The 20,078-nt window shown below is 62.8% G+C and carries 17 protein-coding genes; 12 read left to right on the top strand and 5 right to left on the bottom strand.

The annotated features are described in order from the left end of the window. Positions 1-3: 3 nt before the first annotated feature. The 4 genes from BM019_RS03970 to queC all read left to right on the top strand — a co-directional run bounded on the left by BM019_RS03970 (position 4) and on the right by queC (position 2,681). Positions 4-630: a cytochrome o ubiquinol oxidase subunit III gene (locus BM019_RS03970; RefSeq protein ID WP_007929702.1), complete on the top strand. Its 627-nt coding sequence runs from the start codon at positions 4-6 to the stop codon at positions 628-630. After that, positions 630-965: a cytochrome o ubiquinol oxidase subunit IV gene (gene cyoD, locus BM019_RS03965; RefSeq protein WP_053262544.1), complete on the top strand. Its 336-nt coding sequence runs from the start codon at positions 630-632 to the stop codon at positions 963-965. The genes BM019_RS03970 and cyoD overlap by 1 nt, the downstream gene beginning before the upstream one ends. Positions 966-976: 11 nt before the next feature. After that, positions 977-1,864 (top strand): heme o synthase, encoded by an 888-nt coding sequence (gene cyoE, locus BM019_RS03960; protein WP_007929705.1) that lies wholly within the window; start codon positions 977-979, stop codon positions 1,862-1,864. Between the two features lie 118 nt (positions 1,865-1,982). Continuing rightward, entirely contained in the window at positions 1,983-2,681 is a 699-nt protein-coding gene (gene queC, locus BM019_RS03955; protein ID WP_062826245.1) for a 7-cyano-7-deazaguanine synthase QueC, read from the top strand. A gap of 91 nt (positions 2,682-2,772) precedes the next feature. Here queC and BM019_RS03950 read toward each other — a convergent pair whose 3' ends face one another. Continuing rightward, positions 2,773-3,654: a queuosine precursor transporter gene (locus BM019_RS03950; protein WP_092417669.1), complete on the bottom strand. Its 882-nt coding sequence runs from the start codon at positions 3,652-3,654 to the stop codon at positions 2,773-2,775. Beyond that, a complete protein-coding gene (locus tag BM019_RS03945; protein WP_092417668.1) occupies positions 3,641-4,243 on the bottom strand; it encodes a helix-turn-helix transcriptional regulator in 603 nt (200 codons plus the stop codon). Before BM019_RS03945 ends, BM019_RS03950 begins: the two co-directional genes overlap by 14 nt. Positions 4,244-4,737: 494 nt before the next feature. Between BM019_RS03945 and BM019_RS03940 the strand changes: the two genes are divergently transcribed. After that, positions 4,738-6,093: a serine hydroxymethyltransferase gene (locus BM019_RS03940; protein ID WP_092417667.1), complete on the top strand. Its 1,356-nt coding sequence runs from the start codon at positions 4,738-4,740 to the stop codon at positions 6,091-6,093. A 98-nt stretch (positions 6,094-6,191) separates the two neighbouring features. Here BM019_RS03940 and BM019_RS03935 read toward each other — a convergent pair whose 3' ends face one another. The 3 genes from BM019_RS03935 to BM019_RS03925 all read right to left on the bottom strand — a co-directional run bounded on the left by BM019_RS03935 (position 6,192) and on the right by BM019_RS03925 (position 9,736). Beyond that, a complete protein-coding gene (locus tag BM019_RS03935; protein ID WP_007929715.1) occupies positions 6,192-6,896 on the bottom strand; it encodes a hypothetical protein in 705 nt (234 codons plus the stop codon). A 213-nt stretch (positions 6,897-7,109) separates the two neighbouring features. Further along, a complete protein-coding gene (locus tag BM019_RS03930; protein ID WP_092417666.1) occupies positions 7,110-8,252 on the bottom strand; it encodes a fatty acid desaturase family protein in 1,143 nt (380 codons plus the stop codon). A gap of 14 nt (positions 8,253-8,266) precedes the next feature. Next, entirely contained in the window at positions 8,267-9,736 is a 1,470-nt protein-coding gene (locus BM019_RS03925) for an amidase (RefSeq protein WP_092417665.1), read from the bottom strand. A gap of 346 nt (positions 9,737-10,082) precedes the next feature. Between BM019_RS03925 and BM019_RS03920 the strand changes: the two genes are divergently transcribed. From BM019_RS03920 to BM019_RS03890, 7 genes are all read left to right on the top strand, one after another. Then, positions 10,083-11,924: a fatty acyl-AMP ligase gene (locus BM019_RS03920; RefSeq protein ID WP_092417664.1), complete on the top strand. Its 1,842-nt coding sequence runs from the start codon at positions 10,083-10,085 to the stop codon at positions 11,922-11,924. After that, positions 11,921-12,790, top strand: a complete 870-nt coding sequence (locus tag BM019_RS03915; RefSeq protein WP_007929724.1) for a LuxR C-terminal-related transcriptional regulator — start codon at positions 11,921-11,923, stop codon at positions 12,788-12,790. Before BM019_RS03920 ends, BM019_RS03915 begins: the two co-directional genes overlap by 4 nt. Before the next feature lie 807 nt (positions 12,791-13,597). Continuing rightward, positions 13,598-13,876, top strand: coding sequence for an acyl carrier protein (locus BM019_RS03910; RefSeq protein WP_009045481.1), 279 nt, complete (start codon positions 13,598-13,600; stop codon positions 13,874-13,876). After that, on the top strand, positions 13,869-16,481 hold the full coding sequence (locus tag BM019_RS03905) for an aminotransferase class III-fold pyridoxal phosphate-dependent enzyme (protein WP_092417663.1): 2,613 nt from the start codon (positions 13,869-13,871) through the stop codon (positions 16,479-16,481). The genes BM019_RS03910 and BM019_RS03905 overlap by 8 nt, the downstream gene beginning before the upstream one ends. A 28-nt stretch (positions 16,482-16,509) precedes the next feature. Then, on the top strand, positions 16,510-17,646 hold the full coding sequence (locus tag BM019_RS03900) for an acyl-CoA dehydrogenase family protein (RefSeq protein WP_009045479.1): 1,137 nt from the start codon (positions 16,510-16,512) through the stop codon (positions 17,644-17,646). Positions 17,647-17,725: 79 nt separating this feature from the next. Beyond that, positions 17,726-19,030 carry a fatty acid desaturase gene (locus BM019_RS03895; RefSeq protein WP_092417662.1) on the top strand — a complete coding sequence of 435 codons (1,305 nt, stop codon included), beginning with the start codon at positions 17,726-17,728 and terminating at the stop codon, positions 19,028-19,030. Continuing rightward, positions 19,027-20,058: a ferredoxin--NADP reductase gene (locus tag BM019_RS03890; protein ID WP_092417661.1), complete on the top strand. Its 1,032-nt coding sequence runs from the start codon at positions 19,027-19,029 to the stop codon at positions 20,056-20,058. The genes BM019_RS03895 and BM019_RS03890 overlap by 4 nt, the downstream gene beginning before the upstream one ends. Positions 20,059-20,078: the final 20 nt, after the last annotated feature.

Below are 20,078 nucleotides of genomic sequence, written 5' to 3'. Positions count from 1 at the left end.
ACCATGTCGAACTTAGTGACCAATGCTGGACACACCCATGTCGATGACCATGGGCACGATGACCATCACCACGACTCGGGCGAGATGACCGTATACGGTTTCTGGCTCTACCTGATGACCGACTGCATTCTGTTTGCGTCGATCTTCGCGGTGTACGCGGTACTGGTAAACAACGTAGCGGGTGGCCCCTCGGGCCACGACATCTTCGAACTGCCTTACGTGCTTGGCGAAACCGCCTTGCTGCTGTTCAGTTCGATCACCTACGGCTTCGCCATGCTGGCGTTCTTCCGGGGCAACAAGAAGCAGGTCCTGGGCTGGCTGGCTCTGACCTTCCTGTTCGGCCTGGGCTTCATCGGCATGGAGATCAACGAGTTCCACCTGCTGATCTCCGAAGGCTACGGCCCTAGCCGCAGCGGCTTCCTGTCCGGGTTCTTCACCCTGGTCGGCACCCACGGTCTGCACGTGACCGCCGGCCTGATCTGGATGGCGATCATGATGTATCAGGTCAACAAGCACGGCCTGACCGCAACCAACAAGACCCGCCTGAGCTGCCTGAGCCTGTTCTGGCACTTCCTGGACGTGGTCTGGATCTGCGTCTTCACCGTTGTTTACCTGATGGGGACTATGTAATGGCTAATGCACACTCCCATGACAGCCATGATGCGGGCCACGGCAGCGTAAAGTCGTACGCCATCGGCTTCATCCTGTCGGTGATCCTGACGATCATCCCGTTCGGCCTGGTGATGTACCCGACCCTGCCGAAGTCCATCACCCTGATGATCGTGCTCGCCTTCGCGGTGATCCAGGTCCTGGTTCACCTGGTGTACTTCCTGCACCTGGACCGCTCCGAGGCCCAGCGTAACAACGTGATTGCGTTCGTCTTCGCTGCCCTGGTGATCGTCCTGCTGGTTGGCCTGTCGTTGTGGATCATGTTCAGCATCCACACGTTCATGATGGCGAAGTGAGGTAAGACCCGATGTCGCTCAAGCACTTTATCCAAATCACCAAACCGGGGATCATTTTCGGTAACGTGCTTTCTGTGGCGGGCGGTTTTTTCCTGGCCTCCAAGGGACATGTCGATCTGGCCATCTTCCTGGCCGCGATGATCGGCACATCCCTGGTGGTGGCTTCCGGTTGCGTGTTCAACAACTGCATCGACCGTGACATCGACCTGAAGATGGAGCGCACCAAGAACCGTGTGCTGGTTCAGGGGCTGATCTCCCTGAAAGTGGCACTGGTCTACGCGACCCTTCTGGGTGTCGCCGGCGTTGCGTTGTTGTACAAGGTGGCCAATCCGCTGGCGGCGCTGTTTGCCGTGATCGGCTTCGTCATCTACGTCGGTTTCTACAGCCTGTACCTCAAGCGCAAGTCGGTGCACGGCACGCTGGTGGGCAGCCTGTCGGGGGCGATGCCGCCGGTGATCGGTTACGTGGCCGTGAGCAACAGCTTCGACATGGCCGCGCTGACCCTGCTGGTGATGTTCAGCCTGTGGCAGATGCCGCATTCCTACGCCATCGCGATCTTCCGCTTCAACGATTACCTGGCCGCATCGATTCCGGTGCTGCCAGTGAAGCGCGGCATCCTGGTGGCCAAGAAGCACATCCTGCTCTACATCCTGGCGTTCCTGGTGGCGACCCTGATGCTGACCTTCAGCGGGTATGCCGGCATGAGCTACCTGGCCGTCGCGGCCGCGATGGGCATGTACTGGCTGTACATGGCCTGGACCGGCTACAAGGCGGTGGACGACACCGTCTGGGCGCGCAAGCTGTTCGTGTTCTCGATCTTCACCATCACCGCGCTGAGCGTGATGATGTCCCTGGATTTCAAGGTACCGAGCGAGCTGCTGCTGACCTACGCGCCATAAGCTGCAAACGCTATGAAAAAGCCCCGCCTTCGACAGAAGCGCGGGGCTTTTTTATTGAGTGTCAGTCAGTGGGCTGTTTAAATATTCAAATGACTCTATTCATGCAGGAAGCAGAATGATGAAGAAAAAAGCCGTTGTCGTATTCAGTGGCGGACAGGACTCGACGACCTGTCTGATCCACGCATTGCCGCTCTATGATGAAGTGCACTGCATTACCTTTGATTACGGTCAGCGCCACCGCGCGGAAATAGAAGTGGCGCAGCAACTCGCGAAGCAATTGGGGGCGACAGTCCACAAAGTGCTGGATGCTTCGCTACTCAATGAATTGGCGATCAGCAGTCTCACTCGGGACAATATCCCGGTTCCCACGGTGAACAGTTCAGGCGAAAGCCTGCCCAGCACTTTCGTGCCGGGAAGGAATATTCTGTTTCTGACCCTGGCCTCTATCTATGCCTACCAGGTAAAGGCTGAAACGGTCATTACCGGGGTATGTGAAACGGACTTCTCCGGCTATCCCGATTGCCGTGACGAGTTTGTAAAGGCCTTGAACAAGGCCATCGAGTTGGGCATGGAGTACCGCCTGCGCCTTGAGACTCCGCTGATGTGGCTGAACAAGTCGGAGACCTGGGCGCTGGCGGATCATCACCAGCAGTTGAGCCTGGTTCGCGAGCAGACCCTGACCTGCTACAACGGCGTTATCGGCAGCGGTTGTGCCAATTGCGATGCGTGCAATCTTCGTAGCAGAGGGCTGAATGATTATCTGGGGAACAAGGCAGCAGTCATGAACAGCTTGAGAAGCAAGATGAACCTGCAATGAAGGCCTGATCGACCGTACTCATGGAATTCAACACTGCATCTGCCTGCTGGATGAGTGTTGAATCCATCAGCTTGAGCCAAGCGTGGTCGTACTATTTTGCTTGGCTGTCCGTTATGTATTTCTTGAACAGTGACCTTGCGCCATAGGCAGGCAAGATGTTGAAGAAGGCAAAACATACCTTGATCGCGATCTGCACATAAATCATGTTCAGGATGTCGTTGTTCTCCATCGAGCCGTAAAAGGCAATGTAGCAAAACACGAAGCTGTCAATAATGACCGCGAACAGCGTGCTCAAGAATATCCGCAGGAACAGGAATCTGGAGTTGGTCAGCTCTTTTATCTTGCACAGCAAGTAAGAGTTTATGTTTTCCGAAACCAGGAACGAGACCGAAGACGCCACCAGCACGGATGACACATGAATGATGACGTCATTGTACGGGGTGTCGAGCTTCCAGCCCGGCAGGCCGGGAAGAAAGGTCGAGCCATAGAGCAGGATGATAATCATGGCGTTGCTGGCAAAGGCAAAGAAAATCGCTTTTCTTGCCAGCCTGAGGCCAAAGTTCTCATTCAACAGGTCAACGATCAGGAATGTCAGCGGGTAAAGAAAGGTACCCGGAGTGATAATGATGCCAAGTGATTCAAGATAAATGGGCTTGGTGGCGGCAATGCTGGTGAATATATAAAATGTAAAGAGCAGTAGATTCAGGATGATGTAAATCATCCATGAGCTTTCGTGGCGGTCATTCAGGTCGTATGCGGTAAGTGCTCCTCCTTGGGAGTAGAACTTCTTGTAGATGTTTTTAACTTCCATTTTGTTCAGGTTTTCCATTATTTCGCTGTTAAGCACTTCGCTTAATTTGATCTTTATGACTTTGCCTGTGGCGATGATCATGATCACGGCCAGGTTCTTGTTGTTTTCAAAGCCCAGAAGTTTATATTTGCTGTTCTCGAGTTCGCCTTCATAAGCTGCCATTGAATCGCTCCTCGATGATGTCGCCCACCACAAATACTCGGTCTGAGTCGGAGCATGGCTCATTGATGATGAACAGCTTGTTTGTCTGCCTGTCGTAAACCAGTTTTTCCTTGTCGTCGGTCGATGTGCCCTTTTGAATGATCAACAGGTCACCGGCCTCGTACATACCCTTGATTTCATTCTCGAGCAGCACCGCTATCAAGTTGTAGGATGCGCCGAAGTAATAGGTCAGTGGGTGAAGTATGGCCAGTTCGCCAATCCGCTTGTCCATGTTGATCATCAACAGGCTTTCCTTGAGGATCGGAACCGCCGCCGGGTTCATGTTTCCTTGTGGGGAAATACTGCTGTCGATGATCTCCTTCTCTTCAAAATCGACGGTTTCTATTTCTTCGTAGGAGACACCGAAGAAATCGGAGATTTTGCGGATGGTGGATTGCTGTACGTTGCTGACCTTGCCTTCCAGGATGTTGTATATGGTCGTGCGGGTCAGGCCGCTGGCATTGCACAAAGACAGTTGCGTCTCGCCGCGACTTTTTATCAGGTATTTGATGTTGCTCTTCAAATACTCTGTTCTTTCTCTTCTGTGCATCAAATGCTCACCATTTCCTTATAGTCGCCACGCATAGGGTCTTTCATGGAATGCGTGCCGTGCATGACATTCAACTGCTCGACGCCAAAGGTGAGAACAGTCGGATTGATGCGGCAAGAGCTTGTCGGGTTCTTTCGTGGTCTGTACCAACTCGCTAGCACTCCTTTAGCCAGCCTGCATCCATCCTGGGATATTTCGCTGTCGGTATGGGGCGCGCTCGGAATTGTCGGGAGGGGCCGGACCGGAGGCGCCGCGGCGGCAAGTGTTGCATGTCCCAGTCATGACAATAAAGCCCCGAAATGTCCGGTGCCCTGGCCTCGATTGACGAACATTCGGCGGCAACGCACATCTGCTGTCCCCTGCTGATTCTCGGAAAAGAAGCATTTTGTTTGGAAAATGTTTAATTCTTTGATTAATTAGCGGCTCGCGAACGTTAAATCAGGAAGCGTGCTGTCGTTCGTGGCACGCAAACGACAAGGAAGGAATACCGAACGATGGCAGCTTATACAGCACCACTGAGGAACCAGGCCGACCTGCTGCGACGAGGTTTGGCGGATCTGCGGGCAGAAGACGCCGAACTGGCTGGGATCCTGGACGCTGAAGTCAGGCGTCAACACCGCACATTGTCCCTGGTTTCATCTTCCTGCGCGGCCAACCCTCGAATCCTCGCGGCGTCTGCCTCGGCACTGGTCAACGTCACCGCCGAGGGCATACCAGGCAAGCGCCATCATGTCGGCTGCGAGAACGTCGATCTGGTCGAATCCCTGGCGATTCGCAGGGCGCGGGAGCTGTTCGGGGCGCAATATGCCAGCGTACAGTCGCATTCCGCCTCCAACGCCAACTACCAGGTGCTTGCTGCCCTGCTCGAGCCCGGGGATACCATTCTCGGCATGGCCCTCGATCATGGCGGGCACCTGACCCACGGCAGCCCTGTCGCATTCACGGGCACTCACTACAAGGCGATCCGCTACGGCACCACATCGCAGGGCGTGATCGATTACGCAGAGGTACGCCAACTGGCGCTCGCCCATCGTCCGCGCATCATCATCTGCGGTGCGACGGCCTATTCCCGGGTCGTGGACTTCCAACGCTTTCGCGCTATTGCCGACGAGGCCGGGGCTATCCTGCTGGCGGATATCTCCTCTATCGCCGGGCTGGTGGCAACGGGTCGACATCCGAGCCCGATCGACGTGGCGCACGTCACCACCGCGTGTACCCACAAGCAACTCGCGGGGCCGCGTGGCGGCCTCATCCTTTCCGGCCGGGACGCCCACACCAAGGTTCCCGGCCTGAGGGCGAGCTTCAGTCGTGTCCTTGAGCAAGCGGTATTCCCCGGGATGCAGGGCTCGCCGGCGGTCAACATGATCGCCGCCAAGGCGGCTGCGCTGGGCTACGCGATGACCCCGGAGTTCGACGCCTACATGGAACGGATTCGCAGCACGGCCGATGCAATGGCCAGCGCATTCATGGCGCAGGACTATGAAGTCGTGGGCGGGGGGACGGAGAACCACACGGTCCTGCTCAGGCTGCGTGGGGGAATTAGCGGTTCGATTGCCGCCTCGGCACTGGAGCGATGCGGCATCATCGTGAGTAAAAACCGCGCACTGGGGGAAACCCGATCCTCATTCGTCGCCAATGGCTTGTGTATCGGTACGGGCTCCATCGCCCAACGCTACATCGATCCCCAGGGGTGTCGTGAAGTCGTCGAACTGGTCTGCCGGATACTGGACAAGGTGACGCCCCTCAGCGAGCAGAAGTACCGCCTGGAGCCTGAGCTGCAGGAACAGTTCCGTCTTCAGACCGAGGCTTTGTGCGCGATGTATCCCATCGCCGATTACCGGGGCAACTGAGGGGGCCCCGGCCTTTGATTCGTAGGAGCCAGCCGGCGAAGGGCGTGCTGCACTGTTGCCCGATCCGCCGTCTGTGCGAGCAAGCCCGCGGGTACGGGTTATTGCTGTTGTAGAGCGCTGTAGCCTTCGAACGCGGTCTGCTGCTGGATCGCGGTGACGATGTTCTTGCGTGTGGCCGGCTGTTCGTTGCCGTCCTTGTCGAAGAACACTTCGCTTTCCAGTTCCGCTTCGTCGCCTTCGCCGACAAAGGCGAAACCGAGGAACTCGAAGGCTTCACGGTCGACGTTGGCCTTGGAGCGCGGGCGGATCGGCAGGGTGACGCTGATGCCGTCCTTGCTGATGGCGAACACTTCCATTTCCTTCTTGGCCCGCGAGGCCTTGCTCTTGCCGCCACCCGGGCTGCTGATGGCCTGGTGGGTCTGGTTCAGCACCTTCAGCGCCAGGCCGTAGACCAGCTCCTGGAAGCTCGGGTCGTCCTTGTAGCTGGACAGGATGCGGCTGATCGGGAACTTGCTGCTCAGGTCTTCCAGGGCGGCGCTGTCGGCGGCCTCGGCGTCCTTGAGCTGTTTGAGCTGGCCCATGAGTTCATAGGCGCGGTCGTCGTCGAAGCGGTCGTGAGCCTGGCGGATCTCGGCGCGCAATTCGCGGATCTGGTCGCTTTCCTTGGTGGACTGGAAAGCGTCGAGGACCATCTCGCTGATGGTCTTGGCCTGGGAGACATGCTGTGAAAGATTGATGGCGTTTTCGTATTCCGCTTTGGACGACAAGGCGTTTACGGATTCTTCTGTATTGGAATCGGACATTGATATTTCACTACTTCGTTTAACTGGAAATGAGGCTAGAAAAGCACCGGGCCTTTTCAGGGCGCCTAATTTATGGGACCGAGGCCCCATTGTCACGGACCAACGGACCGGTGCGAAAAGGCGTGGCTCTACTGACCCGCGATCGCCGGGAAAATTCCGGCGCCGATCTACCCTGGCGGGCGTTCGCGGGGCAACGCCTCTGCCGCATTTCCTTCAGCGTCGCGCCTGCTGGTGAAACTCGGCGAACGAGACCATGCGCTGGCGCGCCGGGTCCCACAGCTTGAGCCGCAGGCAGCGGTAGATATCCCGCGGGTGCAGTGAGGTGGTGATCGGCGATTGCAGCGCCGGGATCGCCGCCATGGCTTGCGGCAGGCGGTAGAAGGGGATGCCCGAGTTGGCGTGGTGCACATGGTGGTAGCCGATATTGGCGGTGAACCAGGCCATCAGCGGGCCGGTGCGCATGTAGCTGGAGGAGAACACCGCGGTGGCCGCGTAGTCCCAGTCGGCGCGCTCGGGGTAACGCACGCCGGGGAAGTTGTGCTGGCAGTAGAACATATAGGCGCCCAGCGCCGAGCCGGACAGGCTGGGGACCAGCACCCCGTACAGCAGGATGTCCGGCGCCAGCAGCGCCAGGGCGACGGCGCTCGCCAGGTTCAGCGCCAGGGCCAGCAGCGACCACAGCCGATGCCGCGGCTGGGTGATCAGCGAGACCAGGCAGATGCTGAAAATAAAGATACTGAATGACGCCAGCAGGATCATCAGCGGGTGCCGGGCGATGCGATAACGCACGCGCTTGAGGCGCCCGGCCCGGGCATATTCCTCGGTGGACAGCAGGGGAAAGGTGCCCAGGTCAGTGTGAGTAGAGAGCAGCGGCAGGCGGTTTTTCTCCGCGCCGACGTACTGGCAGCTGTGCCCGTGGTGGTAATCGTGGGACTGCTTCCACAGCGTCGGCGGCGCCATCAGCAGCAGGCCGAAGGTCTTGAAAAACACCTCGGCAAAACGCGAGCCCTTGAGGATCGCACCGTGCATGTAGTCGTGGTACAGCACGAACATGCGCACCAGGGACAAGCCCAGCAGCACGCTGCACCCCAGGCGCAGCGGCCACCACAGCGGCATGGCCACGGCCGCGCCGAACAGCCCGATCACCAGCAGCGTCGAGTAGAAATGCCACCAGCTCAGGCGGCGGTTTTCCACGGTAAAGGGCAGGGTCTGGCGAATCAGCTCCTTGCCATAACGCGCCAGTTGCTCGCGGTCCAGGCCGTCGGTGGGCCAGGGGATGGCCCCCGGCTGGTGCGGTTCCTGGCCTGCGCCGGCGCGGCAACAAGCAGAGGCGGTCGAGGTGTCCAGCGTGCGCATGCTCGGTGCTCTCCTTAGCCGATAACCGCTTCGTCGGGGCTGTGCTGCAGGAACAGCTGCGGCCGCCGGTCCTTCCACGGACGTGCCTGTTCCAACTGGCCGGCCAGGCGGAACAACAGGCCTTCCTCGCCAAAGGCCGCGCTGAGCATCAGGCCGATCGGCAGGCCCTCGGCGTTCCAGTGCAACGGCAAGGAAATCGCCGGTTGCCCCGAGGCGTTATGGATGGCGGTGAACGGGCTGTAGTCGATCAGCGGGCCGTAGGTGCTTTCCAGGTCGCTGGAATGGATATCCACTACGCCATTGCGCAGCGGCGGCCGGGCCAGGGTCGGGGTCAGCCAGCAGTCGTAGGTCTGGTGGAAACGCGCCATTTCCCGACCGACCTGCTGCAGCACCAGCTCGGACATCTGGTACTCCACCGCGCTCACGCCGAGGCCGCGTTGATGCACGGCCTGGGTCAGGTTTTCCAGCTCGCCGGGCAGCGGGCCGCGTCCCAGTTGCAGGCTCATCAGTTCCACGGCGAAGGCAATGCCGGAGAACCACAGGGCGCTGAAGGCTTCGGCGAAGCTTTGCAGGTCCAGCTGCGGCGCGGCTTCTTCCACATGGTGGCCGAGGGATTCGAGCAGGCGCGCGGTGCTTTCCACCGCCGCGATGCAGTCGGGGTGCAGCGGCCGCCCGGCCGGGTCGGTGCTGGAATAGGCGATGCGCAGGCGCCCCGGTTCGTGGCCGAGCTGGTCGAGAAAGCGCCCCTGCATCGGCGGCGCGCGATACGGGTCGCCCGGCACCACGCCGTGGGTGGCGTCGAGCAAGGCGGCGCTGTCGCGCACGCTGCGGGTCAGCACATGTTCGTCCAGCAGGCCGCTGAGCAGCTCGCCGAAGTCCGGGGCCAGGGAGTTGCGCGCCCGGGTCGGCTTGAGGCCGACCAGGCCGCAGCAGGACGCGGGAATGCGGATCGAGCCGCCGCCGTCGTTGCCATGGGCCGCCGGGACCATGCCGGTGGCCACCGCGGCGGCCGCGCCGCCACTGGAGCCGCCGGTGGAATATGCCAGGTTCCACGGGTTGCGCGCCGGGCCATGGAAGGCGCCTTCGGTGGTGGGCAGAATGCCGAACTCCGGGGCGTTGGTCTTGCCGACGAACACCAGCCCGGCCTGGCGAAAACGCTTCACCAGCTCGCAGTCCTGGGGCATGACCCGCGCTTGCAGCATGCGTGAGGCGAGGGTCGAAGGCAGGTCCTGGCAGTCGCCGAGAATGTCCTTGAGCAGGAACGGCACGCCGTGCAGCGCGCCGGTCGGCGGCGCCTTGTCCTGTGCGGCGGCCTGTGCCCGGGCCTTGTCGTAGGCTTTGTAGACCACGGCGTTGACCGCCGGGTTGAAGGCTTCGATGCGGCGTATGGCTTCCTCCAGCAGTTCGGAGGGGCGTACCTGCCCGGTTTTGACCAGATCGGCCAGGCCGACCGCATCGAAGGTGGCGTATTCGCTAAAAGACATCCTGTTCTCCCGTGCTGCGCACGCTGCTGGCGATACCGGGGCGCTCCCGCTCCGGCCTGGGTTTGATGACATGGCCGGTTGCACAGGCCCGGCTTGCACGGGCCTGGATATCGGCTTCACATCCTTGGAAAAGGCTGATGGCTGCAAGCGGCATGGCAAAAAGCCATGCATGCATCGAGCTGTGAGGCGAATATGCGCCGGGGGCGGAAATTGCGGGTATACGCCGTTCGGAGTATTAACTTCGACTGCGCGCTCCCAGAGGATGATCAAGCGTAATGGATGCGCAAGGCCGCAGATTTCGGGCCTTGCGGGAGATGGCTAAGTACGGCTGCCTGGACACAAAATAATGACTACGAACGACCACGATAGCGACGTTCCGTATGCGAATTTTTCGGAATGTCTGCAGCTTCACGCCCATACGATCCCGGACCGATTGGCCTATCGTTTTCTGCACAACGGGCGAGACGAAGAAACCCTGATCACCTTCTCTGAACTGGACCGCGCGGCGAGCGCGGCGGCGGCCCGGTTGCAGGGGCATTGCCAGGCGGGGGACAGGGTGCTGATCCTGCTCAAGCCAGGCCTGGACTATGTGATCGCCTTCATGGGCTGTCTGTATGCCGGGCTGGTGGCGGTGCCGGCCTATCCGCCGGGGGCGACCAAGACCCTGGACCGGCTGGACGGCATCATCGACGACTGCCAGCCGACGGCGGCACTGGCCAGTGGCGAGGATGTCCCGACCATCCAGGCCCGGCTGGGGCAGGCGCAGAGTCCGCGGGTACTGGACATGGCGAGCCTCGACCTGGCCCTGGCCAGCGAGTGGCGGGCCGTCCCGGTAACCCGGGACGATATCGCCTTTTTGCAATACACCTCCGGCTCCACCGGGATTCCCAAAGGAGTGGCGGTGACCCACGGCAACCTGATTCACAATTCGCGCAGCATCAGCCGCGGTTTCCTGACCCACAAGGACAGCCACCTGGTCAGCTGGCTGCCGCCGTATCACGACATGGGGCTGATCGGCGGCATCCTGCAATCCTTGTTCGTCGGCTTCGGCTCGACCCTGCTGGCGCCGATCCACTTCCTGCAACGGCCGCTGCGCTGGTTGCAGGCCATCAGCACCTACCGCGGCACCGTCAGCGGCGGGCCGAACTTCGCCTATGAATTGTGCCTGCGCAAGATCAAGGACGAAGAGCTGGCCGGCCTCGACCTGAGCAGCTGGGAGGTGGCGTTCAACGGCGCCGAGCATGTGCGGGCGCAGACCATTGCCGCCTTCCATGAGCGTTTCGCCCGCGCCGGTTTTGCCAGCACCTCGGCCTTTCCCTGCTACGGGCTGGCCGAAGGCACGCTGATGGTCAGCGCCGGCGGCAGCAAGCGCGAGCCGGTGATCCGCCAGTTCCATGCCGGCTTGCTGGAGGACAATGTGGCACGCCTGCATGAAGGACCGGGCAGCGACGCCGAGTTGCGCCTGCGCACCCTGGTCAGCAGCGGTCGCGGCATTCCCGGGCAGGGCCCGTTCATCTGCGACCCGCACACCGAGCAGCCGCTGGAGGACGGGCGGGTCGGGGAGATCTGCATCCTCGGCGACAGCGTCGCCAGCGGTTACTGGCAGCGCCCGGAGAGCACCGCCGCGGCCTTTCGCCCGGCGCCGCCTGCGCTCGGCTGGTCGCGCTACTTTCGCACCGGCGACCTGGGCTTCCTGCTCGACGGCGAGCTGTTCGTCACCGGGCGGCTCAAGGACCTGATTATCGTCAATGGCGTCAACCATCATCCGGGCGATATCGAGAACACCGTGCTGCGTACCCATGACAGCTTTCGCCCGGACGGCACCGCGGCCTTCAGCATCGAGACCGGCGACAGCGAGCAGGTGGTGATCGCCCAGGAAATCGAACGGCGTGCCTTGCGCAGCCTCGACCTGCCGCAGCTGTTCAGCGACTTGAAAGCGCGGCTGTGGCAACAGCACCAACTGGCGCGGCCGGTGCTGTTGCTGGTGTTCGGCGGGTCGTTGCCGCGTACCTCCAGCGGCAAGATCAAGCGCCAGGAGTGCCGCAAGCAGTTCGCTCCCTGGCTGGCGGCACTCGATAGCGCCGCGCCGGCCGAAGCCCACCCGCTGGACAAGTCGGTGGTCGCGGTGGAGAGCAACGGCCGGGTATTGCGTGACATCACCGTCGACAGCCAGGTCGTGGAAGCATGACCAGTCTATCGATCGGCCCGGTGCATGCGCCCAAGCCCGCGGCGCTGCTGTTCGCCCAGCCGGCCTTCTGCGAACCGCGGCTGGAACTGGCCAGCCGCCCGCGGTCGGTGCTGTCGTTGCCGCCCACCGACAGCCAGCAACGGTTGCAGCTGACCAGCGTGCTCAACTCCATCACCTCGGCGCGCAGCATCGCCGAGCTGACGCAGCAGACCCAGCTGGCGCTGCCGCAGATCCTGCCCTGCGAGAACTTCGTGTTCGCCAGCGGCAGGGTCCGCGCGCACCGGGTGTTCTTTTCGCACCTGATTCATCCGGACAGCGTCTCCGATGACCTGATCAAGGCCATCGTCGGTCGCGACGGCATGATTCCGCCGCTGGGCATCGACCCCATCGAGCACTGCGGGCGCCCCAAGTTCACCACCCTGGAGCGCCTGGGCAATTCGCAGGATCAGGTGTGGGCGAAGATCTTTCGCGAACACGGCATACGCAACCTGGGCTGGACCCTGCTGCCCGGATTGCACCGCAACACCTTCACCGGCTACTTCTTTCACAACATCTCGGCCACCGTGGCCCACGAAAGCAAAATGCGCATGATGGTCTTCGCCCCGTACCTGCACATCGCCCTGAACCGAGCGCTGGGCAGCAAGCTGTTGCGCCACAACCCGGGGCCGAACCATCAACTGTTGTCCATCCTGTCCAGCCGCGAAGCGGAGATTTCGCGCTGGGTGGCCCGAGGCAAGACCAACTGGGAGATTGGCCAGATTCTCGGCATCAGCGACAAGACCGTGAAAACCCATCTGCAGAACATCTTCTCCAAACTCCAGGCGTCGAGTCGGGCGCAGATCGCGGCGTTGTTCTGCGACGAGTGAGTGCTGCCTGCCTGTCTTTCATCCGGTAACCCTTCCACAGTGCTGACGGGGGTCAGTGCTTCGGCGTCGCCTGCGCCTCTGTAGGAGCGGCCGGTCGACGCTTGATTGGCCGTGATGACGGGGGTGGTCTCACTGCTGATGTTGGTCGGTGTACATATCCATTTCTGTGGTAACGGCCGCTTAGGGTTCCGCCCTTACGGCGGGTCACTTTTGGCAAACGCCCGGAATGCCGGCCCAGCCAAAAGTAACCAAAAGGTCTTGCCCCTGGCGTACGGCCTTCGCTGCGCTCAGGTTCCCTCGCTCCGGCGTCCATCAGGGGGCATCGACTCCGGTCGGCTTCGCTTCGACCTCCATACGATGTCCTCGACTGCGTCGAGGGGCGCTGCGCGCCATCCCCCTGATGAACGCCTCCACTCGGCCTCCCGATGGGGCGGGTAGATCAAAAGCCAAAGCTGCGCCATGCGCGACCTACCGGTCGGCGCTAAACCCTGTAGCCGCTGCCGAGCCCGCGAGGCTGCGATCGACCCCGCAGGGGGCGCTGGGATTTTGAAACCGCTGGAGGACCTTCGGTCCTTTCGCAGCCTGCGGCAGCGGCTACAGGGCTCGCTACTCCTTACGGAGTATTGAGCTGAGCCGGCATGACGCCGAGCATCGGGGTGTAGCAAATAACCTGCTCCGTCGGGTTATCCACACTCAAAACGCGTTTGCATCATGACGCCTGCCCAAGCGTTGATCCGCTGGTTTCACCACGCGGTTGGCGCGGGCCAACGGCCATGCAAAGGAAGCGAAATACGCTGGGAGGCGACTGTGCACATAGACGAAATAACCTTTGCCGTGACCGAAACCCTGGCCAGCCTGCTGGAGGTCGATTCCGGGTCGCTGGACGTCGAGCGCTCGTTCCACGAGATGGGCGTCGACTCGGTGCTGATCGTCGGCCTGTCCGCCGAGTTCGAGGACCGTTTCGGCATCTCCCTGGACCCTGAGCTGGCCTACCTGCACGACACCGTGAGCAAGGTCAGCCAGCACCTGTACGGCGTCATCAACCAGGGCGCGCTCGGCGCGGTGGGGGAGGTCAGTCATGGCTGATTCATTGCTCAATATCACCCGCCAGGAACTGCTGGAATTCGTCGGCCTCAACGAGACCGTGGTGCGCGCCCAGGGCACCCGCATCGAGACCGCCAGCGGCCAGACCCTGATCGATTTCGTCGGCCAGTTCGGCGCGGTGCCCTTCGGTTATGGCGCGGCGCCTGTTACCGAGGCGATCCACACCTTTCTCGCCAGCGGCCAGGCTTCGCTGGTCCAGCCGCTGATCAACCCCGGCGCCGAAGAACTGGCGCGGCGCCTGATCGAGCTGGCGCCTGGCACCCACTCGAAGGTGACCTTCACCACCAGTGGCGCGGAGACCGTCGAAGCGGCGATCAAGCTGTGCCGCGCCGCGACCCAGCGCGAGCTGGTGATCGGCACCCTGACCGGTTTTCACGGCAAGACCCAGGGCGCGGTCGGGGTCACTGGCAAGGCCACTTACCGCGAGCCGTTCCAGATCCGCGCCGACGGTTTCAGCCATGTGCCCTATGGCGACCTGGAGGCCCTCGAGGCGCTGCTGAAAACCCGGCGCGCCGCGGCCTTTTTCGTCGAGGCGGTGCAGGGCGAGGCGGGCATGGTCACCCCGCCGCCAGGCTACCTGCTGGCGGCGCAGAACCTCTGCCGCCAATACGGCACTTTGTTCGTGCTCGACGAGATCCAGACCGGCCTGGGCCGCACCGGCGAGCTGTTCGCCGCCACCGCCCACGGCCTGGAGCCGGACGTGGTGCTATTGGCCAAGGCCCTGGGCGGCGGCGTCGCGGCCATCGGCGCGTGCATCTACGGCGAGCAATGCTGGAGCCGCGATTTCGACCGGCACCACAGTTCCACCTTCGCCGTGAACGGCTTCAGCGCCGCCATCGGCCTGGCCGTGCTCGACCAGCTCACGGCCAACGACGGTGCACAGCTCAAGCATGCGGCGGAGCAGGGCGCCTACCTGTACGCCGGGCTGTCGCGGCTGGTGCAGGACTATCCCGAAGTGTTCCACAGCCTCGACGGCCGCGGCCTGATGCTCGGCCTGAAGTTCCGGCGTTGGAGCGGCGAGCGCCTGTACACGCTGTCCCTGGCCAGCGCTTTCGGCGCCCTGGTGCCGATCGTCTGCGGCTACCTGAAAAGCCGGCATGGCGTGTACTGCCTGCCGACCCTCACCGAAGGCAACGTGCTGCGCATCCAGCCGCCGCTGTGCATCGAACGCGCCGACATTGACCTGCTGCTCGAAGGCCTCAAGGCGGTGGCGGAATTGGTGGTGCATAACCAGCAGCACCGCTTGATTCTCGAAGCCCACGGTTATGCCGGGCCACGGGGGGCCCTGAGCCCCTGGATCGCACCGGGCAAACCACGCAGCAGCGGGCGTTGCCTGGGGCGCTTCGCCTTCCTGCTGCACCCGACCACTGCCGAGAGCGTCAACGGCGACAGCGTGGTGGACGGCCTGGGGCTGTCGGCGGCGGAAAAAACCTTTATGCAGGGCTGGCTCGACGACTTCTCCGAATGGGCCAAGCCCGACCTCGACGCCGGGGTGTCCTATCACGCCCGCCGGGTCTACAACGATGCCGGCGACTACGTCGAAGGCTGGCTGGTCGGCAGCCTGCTGCAACCGCGCGACCTGATGCGCCTGAGCCTGGGCAAGCGGCGCAAGCTGCTGGCCAACTACCTGGACAGCGTCGCCGAGCTGGAGGTGGATTTCGTCGGGCTGGGGGCCTACACCTCGGTGATTTCCAGTGCCGGCGCGGATGTCATCAACGAGCGGTTCCACACCACCACCGGCAACAGCCTGACGGCCATGGTCGGTGTCGATGCGCTGCTGAGCACTTGCGCCAACCGCGGTGCGCCGCTGGCCAAGCGCCTGACCGGGGTGATCGGTGCCTACGGTTCGGTGGGGCGCCTGGCCAGCCTGCGCCTGGGGCGCTTCTGCGAGCACCTGGTATTGCTCGGCAATGGGGCCAACCGGGGCGCCATGGACGAGCTGCGGCTGGTGGCCGGCGAGTTGTATCGCGATGCCTTGCTGCAGATCCAGGGTGGCCACAGCAGCGGCATCGCCAAGACCCTGGTGCTGCTCCTGCCGAGCCTGGCCAGCGTCGAGCAACTGCTGGATCGCGACCTTGGCGATGAGGAGCAATTGCGCACGCTGTTCGACAGCGTCGATGCCCTGGCCCAGGGCAAGCCGCAGGTGCAGCCGCCGCTGGTGATCACCGCGGACCTGGGTCACTGGCTGCCGCGCCTGGAAGCCGTGCTCTCGGCGACCTCCAATGGCTCGGCCTTTATCGACCCGCTGGTGCTGCATCAGAACGCGATCATCTGCGACTGCGCGCAGCCACCGGACATCGGTCACGTCACCCTGGCGCTGCGCCCGGACGTCACGGTGATCGAAGGCGGCCTGATCCATCTGCCCGACCGCAGCCAGCGTTTCGGCCAACAGAACCTCACCGGTCTGCCCACGGGCGTGACCTTCAGCTGCCTGGCCGAAACCATGGTCCTGACCATGGCCGGCCTGCAGCGCGACTACAGCATCGGCAAGCGTCCTCCACTGGAGGATGCCGAAGCGATCTTCGACCTGGCCCGAGCCTTCGGTTTCGCCCCCGCGGTGGAGCAGTTGATCGAAAAAGCCGGTTAACCCTGACAACGAGAAAGGAGTCCACACCATGTCGATGCACAACGCCCGCAACGCCACCGAGAAGTACCTGCCGGGCCTGCTCGCCGCCCTCCGGGAGCGCGGCCTGATGGCCCTGGAGCAAGCCGACCCGGCCGTGCTCTGCGGGCTGTTTCGCGACTACCGCGCCGCCGGCCTGATCATCCCCGAGACCTACGGCGGCCTCGGCGCCTCGCCGGAGGAAACCGTGGAGATCCTGCGCGCCATCGGTTCGCTGTGCCCGTCCCTGGCGGTGATGATGACCATGCACCACCACACCATCGCCACCATCGTGCAATTGGGCGGGTTGATCCCGGCGGCGGAAGAGCTGCTGTGGGGCATCACCCAGGACCAGCTGCTGATCGCCTCGGCCTTCGCCGAGGGCAAGCCGGGCTCGGAGATCTTCAACCGCAGCGTCAAGGCGCGGCCGGTGGAGGGCGGTTTCGTCCTCGACGGCAGCAAGAAACCCTGCACCATGAGCCACCACATGGACGTGATCGTGGTCGGCGTCGCCTGTGAACAGGACGACGGCAGCATCAGCCAGGGCTTTGCCGTGGTCTTTGCCGATGGCAGCACGATCACCCGCGAACCCTTCTGGAACGCCACGGTGCTGCGCGCCACCGACAGCAACGAACTGGTGTTCAACGGCGTGTTCGTGCCCAGCGAGCGCATGCTGCTGGCCGACGGCGCCGACAGCGAAGAAGTGGCCGCCACCGCCATGGAAACCTCGCTCAACGGCCTGAGCTGGTTCCAGCTGATGGTCGGCGGCAGCTACCTGGGCGTGGCCTCGGCGCTGGTCGACCGGTTGCTGAGAAAAGCCTTCGCCGACCCCGCGCAACTGGCCCTGCTGTGCATCGAGCTGGAGGGCGCCCATCAGGCACTGCTCGGCACCGCCGGCGAATTGCAGGCGCAACAGGATGCGCCGATGAACACCTACCACAAGGCGCTGTGCACGCGCTTCCTGGTGCAGGCGGCGATCGAGCGGGCAACCAACCTCAGCGTCGAGCTGTTGGGCGGCATGGCGTTCATCGCCTCCGACGAAGTGGCCTATCTGCTGGCGGCCTCCCGGGCGATCGGCTTCCACCCGATCTCCCGCAGCGCCGCCACGCCGTTACTGGCGCAGTTCCTGCGCGAGTCCTACAGCGCCTGATTCGCCTGCTACCGCAGCCGGAGCTTCGGCGCCCCTGGCGTCGCTCCGGCCTCGGCAACATGCCTAATGGAGTAGAAGCATGAGTAGCGATTTTCTCTATCCGCCGCGCCCGGCCAATGTCGGTCGCGGGTTTCACTGCCTGGCTGTTCCGCTGTTCAGTCTGCTGCTGGTGTTCAACACCGCGGCCATCGTCGTGATTTTGGCCTTGTCGTGCACCTTGCAGGCCGGGCGCCGGGTGTTGTCGTGGCTGCCGGGAATGAAGGCCCTGGGCGGCTGGCTGGTGACGAGATATCACCGGCTGTTGCAGCCCTTGGCCGACCGCTTGCTCAAGGATCCGCGGGACGAGCCGATCCTGGCCGCCGCCATCAGCCTGGGCCTGACCGCCGGGCCGGTGTTCATTGCCCAGCTGTGGCTCAAGGAAATCTCCTGGCTGCTGGTGCTGCTGTTCTACGCCTTCGTCTATGGGCCGAACATTCGCGGCTTTGTCCGCTCCTTCAGCGCCATGCATCAGGAAGGCCATGTGCCCGGTGGCATCTTCAAGCGTTCGAGCCTGCTCGATCGCTGGGTCGGCAATTCCTTCCTGTACATGTTCTTCGCCATTCCCATGGGCCTGATCCCCCATGCGGCGGCGCACCTGCAACAACATCACCGGGAAAACGCCGGGCCGCTGGATGTCTACGCCACCGCGCGCTACGACCATGCCAGTGCCTGGGATTTCGCCGTGTACATGGTGCGCGAGGTGATGTACCAGCAGTTCATGGTTTCGCCCTGGCTGTACTTCAAGAGCAAACACAAGCGCAGCCAGGCCCGGGCCATGGTCATGGGCAACCTGGTGCATGTCGGGCTGTTCGTCGCGCTGGCGTGCTACAGCCTGCCGATCGCGGTGTTCTACATGCTGGTGCCCTGGTGCGCGAGCAACTTCCTGATGGGCGTCATCCACTGGAGCCAGCACGCTTTCTACGGTGGCCAGCAAGACCCCAAGGACTGGATGTACAACACCGTGACCCTGCTGGAAACACCGGTGAATATCCTCAACGAGGGTTACCACGCCTGCCACCATCACTGGTCCGTCGGCCACTGGTCGGAGAGCCCGGTGCTGTTCGAGCGGCTCAAGCCGGAACTGGCGGCCGCGGGTTCCATGGTGTTTCGCGACCTCAGCGTATTCGGCCTGTTCGTACTGCTGATGCTGCGCCGCTTCGATGCGCTGGCGGACAAGCTCGACTGGTGGCAGCCGCTGGACCACGCAGAGAAAGTCCGCCTGCTGCAATTCCGGGTGCTGCCGGCGCCCATCGCGGCCCATGAACATGCCCATCAACGGCGCCTCGCCACACCGCGCAACGCCGACGAACCCACCCCCGCGCACAGCGCCCTGGGCCAGCCATGAACCGTCCCCTGACCTTGAAAGTCGCCGCCATCGAACGGGAAACCGACGATGCGGTGACCATTCACCTCAAGCAGCCGCTGCTGCGCAAAGTCCGCTACAGCGCCGGGCAGTACCTGACCCTGGAGGTCGACGTCGACGGCGCCAAGGGTTGCCGCGCCTATTCCATCAGCAGCACGCCGGGGCTGGACAAGACCCTGTCGATCACCGTCAAGCGCGTGGCCGGCGGCAAGGTTTCCAACCGCCTGGTGCAGGAACTGAGCGCCGGCGACGCGGTGCAGACCCTCGGCACCCATGGCCGCTTCACCTTCGCCCCGCAGCCGGGCCGGGGGCGGCACCTGGTGCTGCTGGCGGCGGGCAGCGGGATCACGCCGATCTTCTCGATCCTCAAGTCGGCGCTGCACTTCGAGCCGGATGCCCAGGTGTCGCTGATCTATGGCAACCGCAATCAGGAGTCGGTGATCTTTCGCGACAAGCTCGACCAGCTGCGCCAGACCTTCGGCGAGCGTTTGCAGCTGGTGCATGTGCTGTCGCGGCCGGACACCCCGGGGGCCCACGAAGGGCGCCTGACCCGGCAGCGGGTGATCGACATTCTCGGCGCGCTGCCCGGCCCGCAAGCCCGCGAATACTACAGCTGCGGCCCCAGCGGCATGATGGACGAGGTGACCGCCGCCCTGGAGGCTCTGGGTATCGCCCCGGAAAGCGTGCACCAGGAGCGTTTCACCCCGGCCAAGGCGCCAGTGGCCAGCGGCGACACGGAGAAACGCGTGGAACTGCTGATGCAGGGCCAGGCGTTCAGCTTCACGGTCGCCCCGGGCCAGACCCTGCTCGACGCGGCCCTGGCCAGCGGCGTGCAGCCACCGTTTTCCTGCCGCAGCGGTTTCTGCACGGCCTGCGTCTGCACCCGGCTGGCGGGGCAGGTACGCATGCGCGAGGACCATGGGCTGTCGGCGGACGAACTGAACCGGGGCCAGGCACTGTTGTGCGTGGGCTATCCATTGACGGACGACGTGCGCCTGCAAGTCGATTAGCGATACAGACAGAGGAAGGT

Source organism: Pseudomonas sp. NFPP07, from assembly GCF_900115645.1.
GTDB lineage: Bacteria > Pseudomonadota > Gammaproteobacteria > Pseudomonadales > Pseudomonadaceae > Aquipseudomonas > Aquipseudomonas chlororaphis.
This window is presented reverse-complemented; position numbering and strand designations above follow the sequence as displayed.

What these genes read in the sequence shown, in the direction of transcription:
- BM019_RS03970 (WP_007929702.1), top strand. Translation starts at nt 4, where the DNA reads ATGTCGAACTTAGTGACCAATGCTGGACACACCCATGTCGATGACCAT.
- cyoD (WP_053262544.1), top strand. Translation starts at nt 630, where the DNA reads ATGGCTAATGCACACTCCCATGACAGCCATGATGCGGGCCACGGCAGC.
- cyoE (WP_007929705.1), top strand. Translation starts at nt 977, where the DNA reads ATGTCGCTCAAGCACTTTATCCAAATCACCAAACCGGGGATCATTTTC.
- queC (WP_062826245.1), top strand. Translation starts at nt 1,983, where the DNA reads ATGAAGAAAAAAGCCGTTGTCGTATTCAGTGGCGGACAGGACTCGACG.
- BM019_RS03950 (WP_092417669.1), bottom strand. Translation starts at nt 3,654, where the DNA reads ATGGCAGCTTATGAAGGCGAACTCGAGAACAGCAAATATAAACTTCTG.
- BM019_RS03945 (WP_092417668.1), bottom strand. Translation starts at nt 4,243, where the DNA reads ATGCACAGAAGAGAAAGAACAGAGTATTTGAAGAGCAACATCAAATAC.
- BM019_RS03940 (WP_092417667.1), top strand. Translation starts at nt 4,738, where the DNA reads ATGGCAGCTTATACAGCACCACTGAGGAACCAGGCCGACCTGCTGCGA.
- BM019_RS03935 (WP_007929715.1), bottom strand. Translation starts at nt 6,896, where the DNA reads ATGTCCGATTCCAATACAGAAGAATCCGTAAACGCCTTGTCGTCCAAA.
- BM019_RS03930 (WP_092417666.1), bottom strand. Translation starts at nt 8,252, where the DNA reads ATGCGCACGCTGGACACCTCGACCGCCTCTGCTTGTTGCCGCGCCGGC.
- BM019_RS03925 (WP_092417665.1), bottom strand. Translation starts at nt 9,736, where the DNA reads ATGTCTTTTAGCGAATACGCCACCTTCGATGCGGTCGGCCTGGCCGAT.
- BM019_RS03920 (WP_092417664.1), top strand. Translation starts at nt 10,083, where the DNA reads ATGACTACGAACGACCACGATAGCGACGTTCCGTATGCGAATTTTTCG.
- BM019_RS03915 (WP_007929724.1), top strand. Translation starts at nt 11,921, where the DNA reads ATGACCAGTCTATCGATCGGCCCGGTGCATGCGCCCAAGCCCGCGGCG.
- BM019_RS03905 (WP_092417663.1), top strand. Translation starts at nt 13,869, where the DNA reads ATGGCTGATTCATTGCTCAATATCACCCGCCAGGAACTGCTGGAATTC.
- BM019_RS03900 (WP_009045479.1), top strand. Translation starts at nt 16,510, where the DNA reads ATGTCGATGCACAACGCCCGCAACGCCACCGAGAAGTACCTGCCGGGC.
- BM019_RS03895 (WP_092417662.1), top strand. Translation starts at nt 17,726, where the DNA reads ATGAGTAGCGATTTTCTCTATCCGCCGCGCCCGGCCAATGTCGGTCGC.
- BM019_RS03890 (WP_092417661.1), top strand. Translation starts at nt 19,027, where the DNA reads ATGAACCGTCCCCTGACCTTGAAAGTCGCCGCCATCGAACGGGAAACC.